Source organism: Mycobacterium sp. 1245852.3 (genome assembly GCF_001669335.1).
In the GTDB taxonomy this organism is placed as follows: domain Bacteria; phylum Actinomycetota; class Actinomycetes; order Mycobacteriales; family Mycobacteriaceae; genus Mycobacterium; species Mycobacterium europaeum_A.
Map to the genome: position 1 here is coordinate 12351 of NZ_LZLL01000290.1, position 17972 is coordinate 30322.

Sequence of the window (17972 nt, forward strand, 5' to 3'; positions counted from 1 at the left end):
AGCATAGGGAATGACCGGGGTTCTTAGTAGGCCTAATAGGCAGATTCCGAGGCCAATATTTCGGCGAGGAAGGCGTCGCGCGGCGGCCGATCCAGCCGCGACCGAGCCCAGCGCCGCACCCGCTCCCGGATCTGCGGGGATTCCGTGGTTTCTGCGCCCACCAGAACCGAGGTCGCCGACCAGTCGTGGTCCCAGGCCGCCGACTCCGTCAGGGGGCGCCCCTGGCGGTCGGCGAGCTGGACGGTTGCGCGGCCGGTGGCGTCCAGGGTGCCGCGGCCCTCGATGGCTGCGGAACGCAGCCGCACCGCGATGCCGGTGGCCGGGTCCGGCCCGATGACGGCGGCCTGCACCACGGCGACGACCGTCGAGTCGCGGGCCTCGATGCTCCAGTCGACGGTGTTTTCGCCGGCATCGAAGACCGCGGGCGCAACCCCGCTCCAGGCGATGGTGGCGACACCACGGGCTATCGCGCCCGCGCCGCGCGGACCCGCGCCCGCGCCGGCGGCCAGCGCGTAGTCATCGCGGCGATCGGTGGGCAATGCCAGAACGAAACTCGAATCATCAAGCGCCGCAGTGAGTTCAGACCATTCGTCGCCACCGACGCCGACCTCTTCGGCGAGGCCGGCGCCGGCCCGGACCAGGTCCACGACGCGTGAATCATCGCTGCGCACCTGGCTCATCAGCGCGGCGGCGTGCGGCGCAAGCAGCTGTGCCACATCCGAATCCAGCGTGTCGTCGGCGAAGAAGCCCTGCGCGCCGGCGGTCAGCAGCGCAACCTCGACGTCAAGCAGCGCGCGGTCCAGGCCGGCGAGTCCGTCCTGCCTGCTGGCGGGCCACCACCGGCGCAGCCAATGGCCGGTGGCGAGCCTGCGCAGCGGGGCGACCGAGCCCGGCGCCGGGTCGACGCCCGCGAGCTCGATCGTGCGCGGTGGACCGGTCGCGCCGTCCACGGCCGACACCAGCGCGACGTGTCCGGCTTCACCGAGGACGCGCCACAACCAGTCCGCGCGCGACACGTCGGTGAACGTGAGGTGCGGCGCCGCGTCGTCGGGGTCGTCCAGCGTCCACGACAGCACCGCACCGCTGACCTCCAGCAGGGCGATCAGAGGTGTTGCGGCAGCGGGGTTTACCGGCCCTGTGCTCCAAAGCCCGGAATCGGCAACCAGTCTCATCCGGCCACCTGCAATTCCAGCATCGCTTTGATTCGCTGCCGGTGATCCAGACTCACCGACCGGGCCACTCCGTCCAGCAGCGCGCGCACGTCGTCGACGTCGTCACAGCGTTCCTGCCAGACGTCACGTCCGTGCAGCCGCGCCCACAGCCGGCTCAGGTAGGGCTGCGCGAAGGCCGCGAGATCGTCGACCACTTGCCGTTGCCGTGGATGAATCGGGCCGTTCTCGGCCAGATACCGCCGGGCGTGCAACACGTACGCTTCCTTGCGCAGCCGCGCCTGTATCTGCGTGGCCAGGTCGTAGCGGCACGATGCGGACGGGTCCAGCGGAGCCAGCTCGACCGCGACCTCGATGCCGGCCACCAGCGTGGCTTGGTTGTCCTCGGCCAGCAGCCCCCACGGCGCGCAGGCCCGGTCGACCTCTTCCTCGCACAACATGGGGATTTCGGGTAGCGCGTCACGATCCAGGGCGCGTCGCAGGGTCGCCCGCACCCGGTCCACCACACTGCGATCCAGCGGGCGATCACCGTCGGCACCCGGTGAAATCGCCGGAGGGCGTTGCGGGGCAACCGAACTCAGTCCCAGCTCGACGATCGACCAGGGCAATTGGCCGGTATCGGTGCGGGCCAGCGCGCCCAGGTTATACGGGGTGGGGTCGGTGATCATCGCCGACCAGGCGCGCTGACGGGCCGCCGCGGCGCCATGGCCGGCGACGGCACCCAACACCGTGCCGAGCTCGGCCCGCAACGGCTCGATGACGGCTTCTCCCGCCCGGACGTCGCGCCAACTGCGTTCCAACTGTTCGGCCAGCGTGGCAACGACATCGGCATCGGCCACGTATCGATGCAGGACCTCGATCGCGGTGCGATCGCGATCGCGGTGGATCTCGCCGAGCACTGCCGCCGCGGTCTCGTAATCCTGCGGCGTCGGTGGGCCTTTCGTCACGGCGAGTTCGAAGCAGACCGGGAAATACAGTTCCTGGGCGTTCCCGGTGCGAATCCGCTGCCTGCGGCGCTCGAGCTTGAGCGCCTCGAACCAGGCTGCGGCCGAACGCAATTCGGAGCCGCAGCCGATGATGAGATCGTGCATGGCCGCCGCCGTCTCGGGCGTGACGACCGGGGCCGAATAGCCGGGATTGGATCGCAGCCGCAGCACCAACGGGTCGAGGATGCGTTTGACGGTCCGGCTCAACGGGCCGCCGTCGTCACCGCTGAGCACCTCCACGCCGGGGCCGATGGCCCGCCACGCCGCCTCGATCACCGAGCGCCGCGGATGGCCCGCCGCCTCGCCCACCGCGGCGGTCGCTACCTGCGGGTCGGCGCTCATCTGCACAGAATAGGGCCATCGCAAACTTTGCGGCAGCCATAAAGTTGGGTTCGGTAGCCGGTGCGCGGCGGGACGCTGATCGCATGAACACACTGTTGCCGCTGGCCGACTGGCTCCGGTCGCGCCGCCGTCGCGACGCCGGAAACCGCACCGTGGGGGTCGGCACCGTGCGCAAGGTCAAGCGCCAGGTCTTCATCGAGGTGGTGGCCGTTTCGGGCGAGACGTTCATCGGCAAGCTGGCGCGATGCGACGGTGGCCCGGACCTGTCCGTGCTGCGGCCGGGCCTGGTCGTGCTGGTGGCCTTCGATCCGACGGCCCGCGAGGAGCTTTCGCTGCCCGACGACGTGCTGGCCGTACACGCGGCCTGGGTGGCCTCGTTGTGAGCGCTACCGCGCGCCGTCCACGGCGAACGTGACCAAGGCCGCCCAATACAGCGGGCTGGCCTCGACATCACCGTCGCGCCAGCGCCGCATCCGCTCCCGCTGCCACCGATTCACCGCGCATCCCGCCTCCTCGGCGGTGTCGTGGGCGGTGTCCACGGCAGCCACCAGATCGGCCATCGGATCGCCCGGCTGGTCGCCGACAGTGTCGGTCGACCCGGTGAATTGCCGGTAGGCGGCGGTCGTCGGCAGCGACCACAACGTCGCGGTCACCAGCTGCGCGCCGTTCAGGATCATCGCCGCCACCAGCCCGGTGGCCTCGTCGAACTGATAGTCACCGCCCGATCCGCAGGCCAGCAGCGCTACCCGGGGCGGCATCGGCAACCGCAGGGTCATCAGGTCCGAGGCGGTCAGTGGGCGATGGTCGCCGATCGCGTCGGCATCGCCGGGGATGTCCGCCGTATCGGCCAAATGCAGGGCCGCCCGGTCCGCCCGGGTCGGGTGATCGTGCTGGTCGTCCGCCGAACTCGCATGCCCGACGTAGAGCAGTCGGCACGGGTGCTGACCGAGCAGGCCGGCGAGCCACCCGCGGTCGGCGTCCTGGCGGCGGAACAGGTCGACGCTGGTGTCGGCGTGTGGCAGCACGGGCCGGCGCCGCATGACGGCGGCGAAGTGCTGCGCCACCGGCGTGTCCGGCGCGGGCCGACCCAACACCGATCCGAGGGCGGAATCGGGCCGTTGACCAGGCACCCGAGGATCCAGAATCAGCAGCGGTGGCCCATCACGCCGGGCCTCCCAGTCGCCCGGCGTGCGCGGCGAGTGCACGATGTTGGGCGGCACCGCCATCAGCACGTCGACCAGTTCCATCAACCGATGGCCGTCGGTCAATTCCGCGATTTCGGCTAGCCGCCAGGGGATTTGGGCCGCGGTGCGGCCGCTGGAGGTGATCGCATCCTGGCGCGCACGCACCAGTTCTTCCTTGCTCGGACCCGATTTCGGGATCGCCAGCAGCCCCCACGGCACCCGGGCCAGCCGTGCGCTGGGCGAGACGAACAGCACCGCCCGCGGCGAGGCCGCGCATTCGGCCAGCAGCTGCCACCCCGCCGTGCCGATGAGCAACACCCCGAGGATGTAGGCGACTGTGAGTTCGGTGTCCGGCGTGGCGAACGGTCCCGTGGTCAGCGCGCGCCCGATGGCGTCGCGGCGGCTTTCGGCGCCGTGCGGCTCGGGCAGGGCAGCGGTGAGTTCCTGCAGCGCGGCCAGCAGCAGCGGTTCTTCCAGCACCCAGGTGACGGTTCTGGACGGCTGGCCGACGATCCGCAGACTGGCGTAGGTGGCGATGCCGAGGTCGGCGTAGCGCAGCACCAGGGTCAGCCGGTCGGGCTCACTCATGGGAACGTCGACCAGGCGGGCTCGGCCGCGGTGACCTCGCGCCCGTAGCGCTGCAAAGCCAGCGCCCGATAGTGACTCAGGATCGGCGCCGCCCCCGGTTGCATTTGCAACGGCGGCAACGGGCCCAGCCTGGTCAGCGACGCGCCACCCGCAATCGGCGGGCCCGCGGCGGCCAGCGCGGCGGGCTCCGTTTCCGCCTCGACGGGAACCGATGCGACAGCCGTCGAAGCCCATTCGCCGATCCGCGGTCGCTGCAGCCCCTCGAAAGCGCCTCGCGCGCTGTGATATTCGACCAGCTCGCTGATCAGCGCGGTGTTCTCCCACTCCCAGGCGACCGCGAAGGCACCGGCCAGGATGGGCGCCGAGATGCCGGTGGCCCAGCGTGCCCGCGCATCGGCGTCGGCGATCGAATAACGCACCGAGTCGACCGCCAGGGCGGCCGGCACCTTGAGCTCGGCTGCCTGTTCGAGCTTGGACATTCCGCGCCAGTACTCCGGCGTGCCGACCTCGCCGCGCAGGATGCCGAGCCCCTCGGCCTGGCGCGCCTCGGTTTCCTGCAGCGTCTCGTCGGGGTCGCCCGAGCTGTCAAAACCCAGGTCCGCCAAAGCGTCGGCGCGCCAGACCGTTCCGAGCTGATTGTCCAGCTGGGCGTACTGCAGCCAGCTGCTGCGTGGCGAGGAGTCCAGCAATTCGCGGGCCTGCGCGATGAGCTCGACGGCGTCGGAAAAGCGGCTCCAGAAGATGGCGATCCAGCTGCGCTGCAACAGGATCCGATGCAGGGGCAGCGGCTTTCCCAGTTCGCGCCAGTGCCGTTCGGCATGTCCCCAGCATTCGTCGGCGGCTTCCAGGGCACCGGATCCCAGCCGGGTGAGTCCCAGGTACAGCCAGCACCGGGCGACGTCGTTGGCCCGGTCGTGGCGGGCGATGACGGGGTAGGCCTGACCGACAAGTTCCTCGGTGCCGGCATGGTCGTTGGCCGCCCAGCGCGCCGCCGCGCGCTCCAATTGCGCTCCGGCTGTGGCCAGTTCCCAACCCATAGCCGCCGCCCGCGCTTCGGCGCGGCGCAGCCACGGCTCGGCCTCCTTCAACCGCCCCGTCTCCACGCAGAACCTGCCGTACCCGGTGGCGCCGGTGATCCACAGGTGGTCGGCGCGCTCACCGCCATCGCCGGCTTGACGGATGTTGTCAAGAACCTGTTCCCACAACGGAACTGACCGCACATGCAGGTCGTCGTCGCACAACGCGGTGGCGCACAGGATCCGCGCGTGGGTGCACAGGTACCGGTGTTCGCCGGCGAGGTCGGGGTGGTCTTCTCCGGAGTCGTTGGCGCACAACGACTCCAGCCCGGCCGCCGCGGCCTCGTGATTGCCCAGCGCGGCGGCCAACCCGGTGCGCAGGAACTGCGCCCGTCGCGAGTACCGGCGGGTCATCCGCGCGATCTCGCCGTCGGACAGTCGCACCCGCTCGGCCGCATCCGGCATCGTGCCCGCGGCGATAGCGGCGTAGATCGCCAGGCAGTCTTCGATGCGCCGGACGGATTCGCGGACCCCGTCGTACGCCCCGCGCGCCAGGTAGATCTCGCCAAGCTGCCCAAGGGCTTCCAGCATGAGGTCATCCCGGTCGTCGCGTTCGATCCGCGGAATTAGCGACAGCAGCAGTTCGCGGGCACCGGACTCATCGACGGCGAACGCCAAACGACGCGCCTCGTCCAATTCGTCCGGGATCGACACGGCTGCATCATAAGTCCGCGAGTGCTGCCTGGTTGGCCAAACCGCGAGCGGCGGACGCGTGAGTGAGGCACGTCCGCCGCTCGAGGGCCGCAACCGATCAGCCGCAGGACACCTTGATGTTGAAGTCCTTGGTGATCATTCCCGCCATCGGGTTCTTCATGTCGGCGCCCTGCGCCTGACCGGTGATGGTGTAGGTCTTGCCGTCCACCGCGACGTTGGCCGAACCCACCTTCGCGCCCATGTTGTCGCTGACCGCCAGGGCGTTGCCGTCGACAACCAGGGCCAGCGACTGCACCTTCGGGTTGGCCTCGTCGGTGAGCACCACGGCCAGCGCCTGCTGGGCGCCGCCAGTGGAGCCGCTGCCGATGTTGATCTTGCCGCCGGTCCGCACGCAGGTCACCGACGCGGGGTTCACGCCCGCGAGGTCGGTACCGCCCACCTTGACCTGCGCGCTGGTGCCCGTGGAGGCGCTGGGCGCCGTGCTCGACGCCGGTGCGGCCGAGTGGCCGCCGCTCGAGCACCCCACCAGGGCCACTGAAGCCGCGGCGCAGCCCAGGGTCCCAATCGCAGCTGCGAGAAGACGTTTCACTTGTGGTTCCTTCCTTCGTGCGCCGCCCCGATGGCGTCGTCCTGGCGTCAGTACAGACCGCGACAGCCGCTACCGATCCCAAATTTCGGCCGGCCCGGCGGTAGGCTGCGTCGGTGTCGGAGCCGGCGAAGGGAGTACCGCGATGCTCAGCGTGAAATGGCTGGAAAAGCCTGAGGCCCATGACTTTCCGGCCGCAGCGGATTACCTCAGCATGCTTGCGGGCGCACAAACCGTGAAAAAGGCGATCAAAAAGCTCAAGTCCGGGACGGTGACACACCGCAAGGCCAAGGACATTCTGCGGGCGGCGCGGCTGGGCCTGCTGCCGGTGGACAATCCGCACGTCGCCGCGGACCTGACCAAGATCGAGAAGGGCCTGCCGCTGTCACCCATCCTGCTGGTGCGCGGTGACTTCCGCACCGGGGTTCCGGTGCAGATCGCCGACGGCTACCACCGCGTCTGCGCGAGTTATCACACCGACGAGAACACGGACATTCCCGTGGTCCTCGCGGCCATCGGCGGCTGAACGAAGGGATGATCGTGATCGACATCGACACCGTGGGATCCGTGCAGGTGCTGACCCTGTCGTCGGGTCCGGTCAACGCCCAGGATGTCGAGCTGCTCGAAGAGCTGGCTTCGGCGGTGAACGAGCTGGCGCGTTCGGACGCCGGTGCGCTGGTCGTCACCGGTGCCGGCCGCGCCTTCAGCGCCGGCGTCGACCTCAACCGAGTGGTGCAGGGCGGCGCCGGCTACACCGATCGGCTGGTCCCCGCGCTGTCCGCGGCCTTCGAGGCGATGTTCGGCTATCCGGGACCCACCGTCGCCGCGATCAACGGCGCCGCCATCGCGGGCGGCTGCGTCCTGGCGTGCGCCTGCGACCGCCGCCTGATCAGCCCGCAGGCGCAGATCGGCGCGGCCGAGGTGCGCGTCGGGGTCCCGTTCCCCGTCGCCGCGCTGGAGGTCATGCGTTACGCGTGCGGGGTGCACGCCGACGAGGTGCTGCTGGGCGGCCGCAACTATCGGGGCGCGGAGGCGGTGGCCCGCGGACTGGCCCACCGCGTCGTCGACGACGAGCTCCTCGAGGCGGCGCTGGCGGAGGCGTCGGACCTGGGCAGCATCCCGCCCGACGCCTACCGGCAGACCAAGACCCAGCTGCATGCCCCGACGACGGCGCGGATCCAGGAGGCCCGCGGTGTGGATGACGAGGTTCGCCGGATGTGGGGCACGGACGAGACGCTGGAACGGATCGCCGCCTATGTGGAGCGGCTGCGGCGCCGCTGACTAGTTCTCGTCGACGGTTTCGTCCAGGGCGACACCGGTCGGCGTGCGCCTGCGCCGCATTCGGTGCGACCCCTTGCCGGTCGGGCGCCGGTTCCGCAACTTGGCCCGCGACTCGTCGGGCTCGTCGCCCTCGGCCGCTTCGGCGTCCTCGATCGGTGTTGCCTCGGTTGCCGGCTCCGGCTTGGGCTCGGTGGCCACGGCGGGCTCCGCGGCCGGCTCAGCCTGCTCGGCGTCCGCGGTCTCTTCGACTTCCCCGGCGGCGGTCTCCTCCTCGTCCGCCTCGGCCTCGTCGGCGGCCGTCTCGGTGTCGGCCTCCTCGCCCTTCTTGCGCCGCACGCGACGCTTCTTGGGCTTCTTCGCCTTGATCGGTTTGGGCGGCGGCGGGGGCAGCTCGGCGACGAAGGAGAGGTAGAAGGCGAAAAAGCCGAGCAACGCGATCGCGGCGGCGGCGCCGTAGATGCCGAACAGCCACCGCCCGGCGGCGTCCAGGCTCAGCCAGATCTCGCTGATCGCCGTCCCGATGATCAGCACACCGGCCAGCACGTGGGCCACGATCGACCAGATCCTGATGGACAAGGCCAGCTGCGGCGTCCCCAGCTCGGGCTTGCGGGTGCGCAGCTGGGTAAACACCACCGGCAGCGCCGCGAGCGCAATGAGGGCGCCCGTCACGATGCGCAGCGCCATCCCCAGCGTGCGTGAGGTGTCGCCCATCAGCTCCGGCCAGCGGGGCAACACGAAGAAGAAGTAGAGGGCGCCGGCAGCGAGGGCGAACACCAGGTGCCATGGCACGGCGATCTTGCGCCCCATACCCCTCCTCGTGCTGGTGAATTCACGCCAGCCTAAGGCGGCCGACCCGAATCCATATCAATTCGTACCTGTCCGCTAGGCGGACAAATGGCGGAGGATGCGGGATTTGAACCCGCGAGGGCTGTTAACCCAACCCGCGTTCCAGGCGAGCGCCATAGGCCACTAGGCGAATCCTCCGTGGCCATGGTAACCGAGGGCCCAACGGCCGCCGCCAGTTGCTCGTCGTCCACCCCGGGGCAGGTATTAGACTCATCGCTGGACCCCGCGCGGCGTCTATCCTGTGAACTCCCCCAGGGCCGGAAGGCAGCAAGGGTCAATGGGCTCTGTCGGGTGCGCGGGGTCCCCTAGGTCAAATGGGTGCCGACCCGCTGCGCGCGGGGCTGCCGCGCTTGCGATCGCCGCTATGCATCATCGGTGACGACCCGCCGCGCCCGGTCCCCCCGCAAGCGGGAGGTACCCCCGGCGCCGCGCTTGCGGCCGCCACCAATGCCGACAGCGAAAGGGTTCACGGTGTCGCTGGAGTCCCTCACCCCGGCCGAGCTCGCGGCCGCAAACGCCCGCCACCAGCAGGATTACGCGGCCCTGCAGGCCAAGAAGCTTTCTCTGGACCTGACCCGCGGGAAACCGGCCCCCGCCCAGCTGGACCTGTCCAACCAGCTGCTGAGCCTGCCCGGCGACGACTACCGCGACAGCGAGGGGACCGACGCCCGCAACTACGGCGGCCTGCACGGCCTGCCCGAACTGCGGGCCATCTTCGGCGAGCTGCTCGGCATCCCGGTGCAGAACCTGATCGCGGGCAACAACTCCAGCCTGGAACTGATGCACGACCTCGTCGCCTTCTCGATGCTGTACGGCGGCGTGGACTCGCAGCGGCCCTGGAAGGACGAACCGACCGTCAAGTTCCTGTGCCCCGTCCCCGGCTACGACCGGCACTTCGCCATCACCGAGACGATGGGCATCGAGATGATCCCCGTCCCGGTGCTGTCCGACGGGCCCGACGTCGACCTGATCGAAGAGCTGGTCGCCGCCGACCCGGCCATCAAGGGCATGTGGACGGTGCCGGTGTTCGGCAACCCGACCGGGGTCACCTACTCCTGGGACACCGTCCTGCGGCTGGTCCAGATGCGGACGGCGGCGCCGGACTTCCGGCTGTTCTGGGACAACGCCTATGCGGTGCACACTCTGACGCACGACTTCATCCGGCAGGTCGACGTGCTCGGGCTGGCGGCCGCCGCCGGCAACCCCCATCGCCCGTACGTGTTCGCATCCACCTCCAAGATCACCTTCGCCGGCGCCGGCGTGAGCTTCTTGGGCGGATCGCTGGGCAACATCGCGTGGTACCTGCAGTACGCGTCGAAGAAATCGATCGGACCCGACAAGGTCAACCAGCTGCGGCACCTGCGCTTCTTCCGTGACGCCGACGGCGTGCGCCTGCACATGCTGCGGCACCAGCAGATCCTGGCGCCGAAGTTCGCCCTGGCCGCCGAGATCCTGGATCAGCGGCTCAGCGACTCCAAAATCGCGTCCTGGACCGACCCCAAGGGCGGCTACTTCATCAGCCTCGACGTGCTGCCCGGCACGGCCAAGCGGACCGTCGCGCTGGCCAAGGACGCGGGTATCGCGGTGACCGAGGCCGGTGCGTCGTTCCCGTACCGGAAAGATCCGAAGGACACCAACATTCGGATCGCGCCGACCTTCCCGTCGCTGCCGGACCTGCGCGAGGCCGTCGACGGCCTGGCCACCTGCGCCTTGCTCGCGGCGTCGGAGTCGCTGCTGGCGTCGTCCGCCTCGAGTGTGAACTAGCCGACCCCGCCGGGCCGCATCGTCGTCGGCGGACGCCGGTAACCTGCTGACCGTGGCCCTCTACCGCAAATACCGACCGGCAACCTTCGCCGAAGTGGTGGGTCAGGAGCACGTCACCGAACCGCTGTCGATCGCCCTGGAAGCCGGCCGGATCAACCACGCGTATCTGTTCTCCGGGCCACGCGGCTGCGGGAAGACCTCCTCGGCGCGCATTCTGGCCCGCTCGCTGAACTGCGCGCAGGGGCCGACGGCCACCCCCTGCGGGGTCTGCGATTCCTGCCAGGCGCTGGCGCCCAACGCCCCCGGCAGCATCGACGTGGTCGAACTCGACGCCGCCAGCCACGGCGGTGTGGACGACACCCGCGAGCTGCGCGACCGCGCGTTCTACGCGCCGGCCCAGTCGCGCTACCGCGTGTTCATCGTCGACGAGGCGCACATGGTGACCACGGCGGGATTCAACGCGCTGCTCAAGATCGTCGAGGAGCCCCCCGAGCACCTGATCTTCATCTTCGCCACCACCGAACCGGAGAAGGTGCTGCCGACCATCCGGTCGCGCACCCATCACTACCCGTTCCGGCTGCTGCCGCCGAAGACCATGCGCGCGTTGATCGCTCGGATCTGCGAACAGGAGGGCGTCGCCGTCGACGACGCCGTCTACCCGCTGGTGATCCGCGCCGGCGGCGGCTCGCCCCGCGACACCCTTTCGGTGCTGGATCAGCTGGTGGCCGGCGCCGAAGGCGCCCACGTGACCTATCAGCGGGCGCTGGGCCTCCTCGGCGCCACCGACATGGCCCTGATCGACGACGCCGTGGACGCGCTCGCCGCCGCCGACGCCGCGGCGCTGTTCGGTGCGGTGGAGTCGGTGATCGATGCCGGCCACGACCCACGGCGTTTCGCCACCGATCTGCTGGAGCGGTTCCGCGACCTGATCCTGCTGCAGGCCGTCCCGGACGCGGCGAGCCGCGGCGTGGTGGACGCGCCGGAGGACGTGCTGGAGCGCATGCGTGAGCAGGCCACCCGGATCGGGCCGGCAACGCTGACCCGCTACGCCGAGGTGGTGCAGGCCGGGCTGGGGGAGATGCGCGGAGCCACCGCGCCGCGCCTGCTGCTCGAGGTCGTGTGCGCGCGACTGCTGCTGCCCTCGGCCAGTGACACCGAATCCGCCCTGCTGCAACGCGTCGAGCGCATCGAGACCCGGCTGGACATGTCCATTCCCGGCTCCGAGGCCACCGCCGCTGCGCCGCGCAGCGCGCCGGCGGCGGCCGAACCCGAGGCACCCGCCCGGTTCACCCGGCGGTCCGCGGCGGGCGCCGCCAAGCCCGAGCCGAAACCCGAGCCCAAGCTCGAGGCCAAGCCGGTCCCGGTCGCCGAACCGACCCCCGAGCCGCCCCCGGCGCCCGCGCCCGAACCGGCCGCGGCCCCGCCGCCGGCGGCCGAATCAGACTCTGCGCCAGGCGAACTCAACACCGCCGCGGTGCGCAGCATGTGGCCGACGGTGCGCGAAAAGGTCCGTCAGCGCAGCCGCACCACCGAGGTGATGCTGGCCGGTGCGACCGTCCGGGCCCTCGAGGGCAACACGCTGGTGCTGAGCCATGAGTCGGCGCCGCTGGCCAAGAGGCTCTGCGAACAGCGCAACGCCGACGTCATCGCCGAAGCGCTCAAAGACGCGCTCGGCGTCAACTGGCGGGTGCGGTGTGAGGCGGGCGCGCCGGCCGCCGTGCCGACGGCCCCGCCCGCCGGCGGGGGAAGCGGCCCGGCCGTGCCCAGCGCGCCGGAGCCCGCACCCGACCCGGATTCCGCGCGGCGCGACGAAGAAGAGGAACACATGCTCGCCGAAGCGGTCCGCGACGAGCCGTCGGCGCCGCGCCGCGACCCCGAAGAGGTCGCGCTGGAATTGCTACAGAACGAGTTGGGCGCCCGCCGCATCGACAACGGCTAGCCGAGGCGGGCGGGTCAGGGCGTCCACCACGGCCGCAGCGGCAGGTTGTCGTCGCCGCGCGGGTCGACCTTGGCGGCCAGCACGTGATGCAGCTGAAGGTTGTTCTGTTCGAACGCCACCCGCGATGCCGCCATGTACAGGCCCCACACCTTGGCGGTCGGCAAGCCGACCTCGGCGACGGCCGCGTCCCAGTGCTCGACCAGATTGCGGCACCAGTCGCGCAGCGTCATCGCGTAGTGATGGCGGAAGTTCTCCGCGTGCAACACCTCGAAGCCCGCATCCTGGATGTCGCTGGTGATGCGGCCCGAGCCGGTCAGCTCCCCGTCCGGGAAGACGTAGCGATCGGTGAACCCGCCGGCGAACGAGGTCGAGGTGTTGTCGTGGCGGGTGATGCAGTGGTTGAGCAGCAGCCCGCCGGTGCGCAGCTTCGACTTCAGGAAGCCGAAGTAGGCGGGGTAGTTCTTGACGCCGATGTGCTCGGTCAGCCCGATCGAGGACACCGCGTCGAACCGCGTCTCGCCGACGTCGCGGTAGTCGCTGTGCCGCACCTCGGCCAGCTCGGTGAGGCCTTCGTCGGCGATCGCCCGCTGCGCCCACTTCGCCTGCTCGGCCGACAGGGTGGCGCCGATGGCCCGCACGCCGCGGCGCGCGGCGTAGCGCACCATCCCGCCCCAACCGCAGCCGACGTCGAGCAGCCGGTCGCCCGGCTGCAGCCGCAACTTCTCGAAGATCAGCCGGTACTTGTTCTGCTGGGCGTCCTCCAGCGTCGCCTCGGCGTTGGGATACACCGCGCAGGTATAGGTCATCGATGGGCCCAACACCAGTTCGTAGAAGGTGTTGGAGACGTCGTAGTGGTGGTGGATGGCCTCGGCGTCGCGGGTCTTGCTGTGCATCAACCCTTCGGTGACCCGGCGCCACCGCGGCCGGGTTTCCTGGGGTGGCGGTGACACCGGCAGCAACCGCTCGAAGCCCATCGAACGGACGACATTGGCCAGCACCCGTGCCGGTGGCCGCTTGAATTCGACCCGATCGGTCAGCGTCTTGAGCAGTTGGTAAGGATCACCCGGATGCACGCCGTATGCCTGCAGGTCGCCCGCCACATAGGCGCGGGCCAGGCCGAGCTCGCCGGGCGCGGTGGCCAGGTAGGTGGCGCCGCGGGGGGTCCGAAGGTCCAGGCCCAGTTCGGCGTCCTCGCTTCCGGCGGTGCTGCCGTCGTAGGCGGTGAACTTCAGCGGATGTCGGCCGGTCGCGGCGAAGACCTCCAGGATCTCGGCCATGCTGAGTTTGCCCGTCGACGAGCGGTGCGGTTCTTTTGTCGTCGTCATCGCCGTTGCACCGCCTTTGCGTAGAGGTCGAGTAAGCGAGAATCGGGGTCATAGGTTTTCTTGACGGTGTTGTAGGCCTCGCCGCCGTACAACTCGTCGAAGTCCTCGCGGGAGTAGAACGAGTCGGAGTACAGCGACTTGTGCCCGTCGAGCTCGCTCACCTTGGCTTCGATCATCCGGTTGGTGGCGCCCTCGCATGGGCCGGCCGGCACCGACGACCAGAAGCCCACGTTGACGTAGGTGTGATCCGGCCGCATCGGGTACAGCGGCCAGCCGTCGTGGTCGCGCAGACGCAACGGGCACAACCAGATTGGCGTGATGGGGACGCTGTCGAGGAACCACTCCAAAAACTCGCAGGTCCGTTCGACCGGCACCTCGACGTCTTGCACCACCCGTTCGCGCGGTGGTCGGCCGTTGCGCTTCTCGATCCGGTCGGCGATGCCGAACCGCTGATCCAGCGCGATGAGCTTCCAGTAGAAGCTGCTGCGCCGGTAGCGGCGCGGCCACCAGCGGCGCAGCCGCGGGTCCTGGACGCCGAACGCGCGCGAGCACCAGAACCAATCGGTGTCCCAGCGCCAGAAGTAGTCGTTGATGGTCAGCCGGTCATCCTTGGTGGCTTCGACGCCCGCGGAGTCGTGCCGGATGGACTGGTAGTAGATGTCGCGGCCGGTGTAGTCGCTGACCGGGCCGGGAGTGGTGGTCCGCCGGCCCACACACAGGTAGCTTTCATCGGCGCTGAAGACCACGCCGTCGAGGTAGTCCACCGGCGTCCCGCCCTGCCCGCCGGTGTCGATGATGCGTTCCATCGCCGCGACCAGATCCGGCAGCGAGCGGAATCGGACGTGACGCAGCGCCACGAACGGCGCGACCGGTTCCAGCTCGATCCGAAGCCGTGTCGAATAACCAAGCGTCCCATAGGAATTCGGGAAGGCACGGAAGAGGTCGGCGTGCTGGGTGCGCGACGCGGTGAGCAAATCGCCAGCGCCGGTGAGGATGTCCATCTCCAGCACGGATTCATGCGGGAGGCCGTTGCGAAACGACGACGACTCGATGCCCAGTCCGCTCACCGCGCCGCCGAGGGTGATGGTCTTGAGCTGGGGGACGACCAGTGGCGCAAGGCCGTACGGCAGCGTGGCGGCGACCAGGTCCGCGTACGTGCACATGCCGGCCACGTCGGCGGTGCGGGTTTCGGGATCCACGCTCAGAACCCCGGTCAGTCCCGACGTGTCCAGGCCGGGCGCATCGCGTTTGGTGCGGGCGCGGAACAGATTTGACGTCGGCTTGGCCAGCCGGACGGCAGACGTTGCCGGGATGGATCGATAACTTGCCATCATCCGGTCGACGCCGGACTTGTGGGCCGAGAGTGCAGATCCAAGGACAGGCACCAGATATACCCTAGTCTTCGACAACAGCCCGTGCACCCGTCGCGAGCGGGCGGTACCGGGGAAATCAGCATGAGGAGGGGTCGCCTTGGGACAGGTGAGCGCAGAGAGCACCATCTTGATCAACGCGGAGCCCGCGGCAACCCTTGCCGCCGTCGCGGACTACCAGAACGTCCGCCCGAAGATTCTGTCGCCGCAGTACAGCGACTACCAGGTGGTGCAGGGCGGTCAGGGCGCGGGCACGATCGCCAAGTGGAAGCTGCAGGCCACCAAGTCACGCGTGCGCGACGTGCAGGCCGACGTCGACGTGGCCGGGCACACCGTCATCGAAAAGGACGCGAACTCGTCCATGATCATCAACTGGACGGTGGCCCCCGCCGGGCCCGGCTCCAGCGTCACCGTGAAGACCACCTGGACCGGCGCTGGCGGCGTGAAGGGCTTCTTCGAAAAGACCTTTGCGCCGTTGGGGCTGAAGAGGATTCAGGGCGAGGTGCTGGCCAACCTGAAGAAGGAACTGGAGAGCTGACCTAGCGGGGCGACGATGGCGGCCGGAACGGCCGGTTGAGGAGCCCCGCAATCAAGCTCAGCGCGCCTGGCCCTGCGAGGCCAAGAACCCCGCGACGCCGCGGACCAGTGCGTCGGCGTACTTCTGCCGGCCCTCGGCGGATTCCATCAGCGCCGAGTCTGCGGGGTTCTTCATGTTGCCGCACTCGACGAGGATGGACGGGTACTGCGCCAGGTTCAGGCCGGTCAGATCCGAGCGGCCGTAGAGACCGTTCTGGCCGATGTAATTGGCCGGCGGGATGCCGGAGCCCTGCATCTGGTCGCGCATGATCCGCGCGTACTGCACCGACGGGCCCGCCTGCACCTGGTTGAGCGGCGGCGCCGAGTAGTTGACGTGGAATCCCCGCCCGGACGGCGGACCGCCGTCGGCGTGAATGGACAGGACCGCGTTGGGATGCAGCGCGTTGGCCGCGTTCGCGCGTTCGTCGACGCACGGCCCCAGGCCGGTGTCGTTGGCGCGGGACAGCGCGGTCCGCACGCCGAGGGCGCTCAGTTCGGCGCGCACCCGCAGCGCGGTGTCCCAGGTGAAGCTGTGCTCCATGTAGCCGGTGTTGGTCGCGGTTCCGCTGGTCTGACAGTCCTTCGTGCCGCCACGGCCGGTGGGCACCTGACGGTTGATGGAGCCGTCGTTGGAGCCGTTATGGCCCGGGTCGATGAAAACCACCATGCCGGCGATGTTGGACGGGACCGCCCCCGCGGTGGGCATGATCGCCGTCGAAGCGGCGACGAGCACACCGACCGCCAATTTGATCCCGACACGTCTGCTCAGTCGTAGGTCCACGGCGCAAAGCTAACGCCGAGCGGTCTACGCTGGGGGTTTCGAATCGCCGGAGACTCACGAGCGAAACCAACTCGAGACCAAGATGCGAGGGGATTGTCATGCAACCCGGAGGCGACATGTCGGCGCTGCTCGCCCAGGCGCAGCAGATGCAGCAAAAGCTCATGGAAGCCCAGCAACAACTGGCGAACGCCGAGGTGCATGGTCAGGCCGGCGGGGGTTTGGTGCAGGTCGTCGTCAAGGGCAGCGGCGAGGTGATCGCGGTGAAGATCGACCCGTCCGTCGTCGACCCATCGGACATCGAGACCCTGCAGGATTTGATCGTCGGCGCGATGGGGGACGCGTCCAAGCAGGTCACCCGGATGGCCCAGGAGCGGTTGGGGTCGCTGGCCGGCGGCTTCGGTCCCCCGCCGGGGCAGCCGCCCGCGCCGGCGCAGGGGCTCTAGGCGCTCCGCCACCGTCATGTTCGAAGGACCCGTCCAGGATTTGATCGACGAGCTCGGCAAGCTGCCGGGCATCGGGCCCAAGAGCGCTCAGCGCATCGCGTTCCACCTGTTGTCGGTGGAACCGCCGGACATCGACCGGCTGACCGCGGTGCTGGCCAAGGTTCGCGACGGCGTGCGGTTCTGTGCGGTGTGCGGCAACGTCTCCGACAACGAGCGGTGCCGGATCTGCGCGGATCCCCGCCGGGACGGCTCGCAGGTGTGCGTGGTCGAAGAGCCCAAGGACGTCCAGGCCGTCGAGCGCACCCGCGAGTTCCGCGGCCGCTACCACGTTTTGGGCGGTGCGCTCGATCCGCTGTCCGGGGTGGGGCCCGATCAGCTGCGGATCCGCGAGCTGTTGAGCCGGATCGGCGAGCGGGTCGACGACGTCGACATCACCGAGGTGATCATCGCCACCGACCCGAACACCGAGGGCGAGGCGACGGCCACCTACCTGGTGCGGATGCTGCGCGACATCCCCGGCCTGACCGTGACCCGGATCGCGTCGGGGCTGCCGATGGGCGGGGACCTGGAATTCGCCGACGAGTTGACGCTCGGTCGCGCGCTGGCCGGGCGCCGGGCCATGGTCTGACGTTCGTCAGGCCTTGCTCAGCTGGAAGGGCCGGGTGACGGTCTTCCCGGGCTCTCCGCCACACGCGTCCGTCGTCGTCTGCTGGCCTTCGCCGGCGAGCGACACGGCATCGAAGCTGTAGTCGACGGTCACCGGAGCGATTACGCCGTTCGGGCACTGCGCCTGGGCCGTGCCGCTGTGCGTCCATCGCCCGTTGGCGAGGTGGAACTCCCAGCTGGTGACCAACGTCCCGCCATCTTGGGAGGTCGCCCGGGTGCAGTCCGATCCGCACGGGACGAAAAGCCAGGCGGTCGGTTTGTCGTTGTCCGTGTAGAGCACGTTGTACCGGCCGTTCAGCACTTCGGGGTTGGCGTGCGCCGGTGCCGACGACGCGAGAAACGCGGCGGTCAACGCGGCGCCGGCGGCAAGTCTGTGGCTGATCTTCGTCATCTCGT

The 17972-nt window shown here is 69.6% G+C and carries 18 protein-coding genes, 1 tRNA gene and 1 other RNA gene; 9 read left to right on the forward strand and 11 right to left on the reverse strand.

The window, feature by feature from the left end; translation table 11 throughout:
* Positions 1-32: 32 nt before the first annotated feature.
* Together A9W96_RS13055 and A9W96_RS13060 are read right to left on the reverse strand one after the other, a co-directional pair.
* Positions 33-1172 (reverse strand): hypothetical protein, encoded by a 1140-nt coding sequence (locus A9W96_RS13055; protein ID WP_067140244.1) that lies wholly within the window; start codon positions 1170-1172, stop codon positions 33-35.
* Positions 1169-2497: a hypothetical protein gene (locus A9W96_RS13060; RefSeq protein WP_067140247.1), complete on the reverse strand. Its 1329-nt coding sequence runs from the start codon at positions 2495-2497 to the stop codon at positions 1169-1171. The genes A9W96_RS13055 and A9W96_RS13060 overlap by 4 nt, the downstream gene beginning before the upstream one ends.
* Positions 2498-2541: 44 nt before the next feature.
* Between A9W96_RS13060 and A9W96_RS13065 the strand changes: the two genes are divergently transcribed.
* Entirely contained in the window at positions 2542-2880 is a 339-nt protein-coding gene (locus A9W96_RS13065) for a hypothetical protein (RefSeq protein ID WP_066868296.1), read from the forward strand.
* A 3-nt stretch (positions 2881-2883) separates the two neighbouring features.
* Here A9W96_RS13065 and A9W96_RS13070 read toward each other — a convergent pair whose 3' ends face one another.
* From A9W96_RS13070 to A9W96_RS13080, 3 genes are all read right to left on the reverse strand, one after another.
* Positions 2884-4269, reverse strand: coding sequence for a CHAT domain-containing protein (locus tag A9W96_RS13070; protein ID WP_067140250.1), 1386 nt, complete (start codon positions 4267-4269; stop codon positions 2884-2886).
* Positions 4266-5999 carry a hypothetical protein gene (locus A9W96_RS13075; RefSeq protein WP_067140254.1) on the reverse strand — a complete coding sequence of 578 codons (1734 nt, stop codon included), beginning with the start codon at positions 5997-5999 and terminating at the stop codon, positions 4266-4268. The genes A9W96_RS13070 and A9W96_RS13075 overlap by 4 nt, the downstream gene beginning before the upstream one ends.
* A gap of 97 nt (positions 6000-6096) precedes the next feature.
* Positions 6097-6555: a lipoprotein LpqH gene (locus A9W96_RS13080; RefSeq protein ID WP_197498105.1), complete on the reverse strand. Its 459-nt coding sequence runs from the start codon at positions 6553-6555 to the stop codon at positions 6097-6099.
* Between the two features lie 175 nt (positions 6556-6730).
* Here A9W96_RS13080 and A9W96_RS13085 point away from each other — a divergent pair, with 175 nt between their 5' ends.
* Together A9W96_RS13085 and A9W96_RS13090 are read left to right on the forward strand one after the other, a co-directional pair.
* On the forward strand, positions 6731-7111 hold the full coding sequence (locus tag A9W96_RS13085; RefSeq protein ID WP_066868304.1) for a hypothetical protein: 381 nt from the start codon (positions 6731-6733) through the stop codon (positions 7109-7111).
* A gap of 8 nt (positions 7112-7119) precedes the next feature.
* On the forward strand, positions 7120-7866 hold the full coding sequence (locus tag A9W96_RS13090) for an enoyl-CoA hydratase/isomerase family protein (RefSeq protein WP_067140256.1): 747 nt from the start codon (positions 7120-7122) through the stop codon (positions 7864-7866).
* Here A9W96_RS13090 and A9W96_RS13095 read toward each other — a convergent pair whose 3' ends face one another.
* Both A9W96_RS13095 and A9W96_RS13100 read right to left on the reverse strand, forming a co-directional pair.
* Positions 7867-8673, reverse strand: coding sequence for a hypothetical protein (locus A9W96_RS13095; RefSeq protein WP_067140259.1), 807 nt, complete (start codon positions 8671-8673; stop codon positions 7867-7869).
* A gap of 88 nt (positions 8674-8761) precedes the next feature.
* Positions 8762-8850, reverse strand: a tRNA-Ser gene (locus A9W96_RS13100).
* A 76-nt stretch (positions 8851-8926) separates the two neighbouring features.
* Here A9W96_RS13100 and ffs point away from each other — a divergent pair.
* The 3 genes from ffs to A9W96_RS13115 all read left to right on the forward strand — a co-directional run bounded on the left by ffs (position 8927) and on the right by A9W96_RS13115 (position 12415).
* Positions 8927-9023, forward strand: an RNA gene (ffs, locus tag A9W96_RS13105) — signal recognition particle sRNA small type.
* A 160-nt stretch (positions 9024-9183) separates the two neighbouring features.
* The gene (locus tag A9W96_RS13110; RefSeq protein WP_156752937.1) at positions 9184-10476 is read left to right on the forward strand and encodes an aminotransferase class I/II-fold pyridoxal phosphate-dependent enzyme; all 1293 of its coding nucleotides are present in this window, start codon (positions 9184-9186) and stop codon (positions 10474-10476) included.
* A gap of 52 nt (positions 10477-10528) precedes the next feature.
* Positions 10529-12415: a DNA polymerase III subunits gamma/tau gene (locus A9W96_RS13115; protein ID WP_067140262.1), complete on the forward strand. Its 1887-nt coding sequence runs from the start codon at positions 10529-10531 to the stop codon at positions 12413-12415.
* A 14-nt stretch (positions 12416-12429) separates the two neighbouring features.
* On the opposite strand, the gene A9W96_RS13120 is transcribed toward A9W96_RS13115, so the two are convergent.
* Both A9W96_RS13120 and A9W96_RS13125 read right to left on the reverse strand, forming a co-directional pair.
* Positions 12430-13740 (reverse strand): class I SAM-dependent methyltransferase, encoded by a 1311-nt coding sequence (locus A9W96_RS13120; protein ID WP_197499506.1) that lies wholly within the window; start codon positions 13738-13740, stop codon positions 12430-12432.
* Entirely contained in the window at positions 13737-15128 is a 1392-nt protein-coding gene (locus A9W96_RS13125; RefSeq protein WP_066878798.1) for an FAD-binding oxidoreductase, read from the reverse strand. The genes A9W96_RS13120 and A9W96_RS13125 overlap by 4 nt, the downstream gene beginning before the upstream one ends.
* 82 nt (positions 15129-15210) lie before the next feature.
* On the opposite strand from A9W96_RS13125, the gene A9W96_RS13130 reads away from it, so the two are divergent.
* Positions 15211-15648 (forward strand): SRPBCC family protein, encoded by a 438-nt coding sequence (locus A9W96_RS13130; RefSeq protein ID WP_066868313.1) that lies wholly within the window; start codon positions 15211-15213, stop codon positions 15646-15648.
* A 57-nt stretch (positions 15649-15705) separates the two neighbouring features.
* Here A9W96_RS13130 and A9W96_RS13135 read toward each other — a convergent pair whose 3' ends face one another.
* Positions 15706-16467: an Rv3717 family N-acetylmuramoyl-L-alanine amidase gene (locus tag A9W96_RS13135; protein ID WP_197498099.1), complete on the reverse strand. Its 762-nt coding sequence runs from the start codon at positions 16465-16467 to the stop codon at positions 15706-15708.
* A gap of 98 nt (positions 16468-16565) precedes the next feature.
* Here A9W96_RS13135 and A9W96_RS13140 point away from each other — a divergent pair, with 98 nt between their 5' ends.
* Together A9W96_RS13140 and recR are read left to right on the forward strand one after the other, a co-directional pair.
* A complete protein-coding gene (locus tag A9W96_RS13140; protein ID WP_066868317.1) occupies positions 16566-16910 on the forward strand; it encodes a YbaB/EbfC family nucleoid-associated protein in 345 nt (114 codons plus the stop codon).
* A gap of 16 nt (positions 16911-16926) precedes the next feature.
* Positions 16927-17538 carry a recombination mediator RecR gene (gene recR / locus A9W96_RS13145; protein ID WP_008263246.1) on the forward strand — a complete coding sequence of 204 codons (612 nt, stop codon included), beginning with the start codon at positions 16927-16929 and terminating at the stop codon, positions 17536-17538.
* Between the two features lie 6 nt (positions 17539-17544).
* Here the strand turns inward: recR and A9W96_RS13150 are convergent, their stop codons facing one another.
* Positions 17545-17967 carry a hypothetical protein gene (locus A9W96_RS13150; RefSeq protein WP_066878769.1) on the reverse strand — a complete coding sequence of 141 codons (423 nt, stop codon included), beginning with the start codon at positions 17965-17967 and terminating at the stop codon, positions 17545-17547.
* Between the last annotated feature and the right edge of the window lie 5 nt (positions 17968-17972).

Bases quoted from the DNA above. Each gene is read 5' to 3' on its own strand.
- A9W96_RS13055 (WP_067140244.1), bottom strand. From the start codon at position 1,172: ATGAGACTGGTTGCCGATTCCGGGCTTTGGAGCACAGGGCCGGTAAAC.
- A9W96_RS13060 (WP_067140247.1), bottom strand. From the start codon at position 2,497: ATGAGCGCCGACCCGCAGGTAGCGACCGCCGCGGTGGGCGAGGCGGCG.
- A9W96_RS13070 (WP_067140250.1), bottom strand. From the start codon at position 4,269: ATGAGTGAGCCCGACCGGCTGACCCTGGTGCTGCGCTACGCCGACCTC.
- A9W96_RS13085 (WP_066868304.1), top strand. From the start codon at position 6,731: ATGCTCAGCGTGAAATGGCTGGAAAAGCCTGAGGCCCATGACTTTCCG.
- A9W96_RS13090 (WP_067140256.1), top strand. From the start codon at position 7,120: ATGATCGTGATCGACATCGACACCGTGGGATCCGTGCAGGTGCTGACC.
- A9W96_RS13095 (WP_067140259.1), bottom strand. From the start codon at position 8,673: ATGGGGCGCAAGATCGCCGTGCCATGGCACCTGGTGTTCGCCCTCGCT.
- A9W96_RS13120 (WP_197499506.1), bottom strand. From the start codon at position 13,740: ATGACGACGACAAAAGAACCGCACCGCTCGTCGACGGGCAAACTCAGC.
- A9W96_RS13140 (WP_066868317.1), top strand. From the start codon at position 16,566: ATGCAACCCGGAGGCGACATGTCGGCGCTGCTCGCCCAGGCGCAGCAG.
- recR (WP_008263246.1), top strand. From the start codon at position 16,927: ATGTTCGAAGGACCCGTCCAGGATTTGATCGACGAGCTCGGCAAGCTG.
- A9W96_RS13150 (WP_066878769.1), bottom strand. From the start codon at position 17,967: ATGACGAAGATCAGCCACAGACTTGCCGCCGGCGCCGCGTTGACCGCC.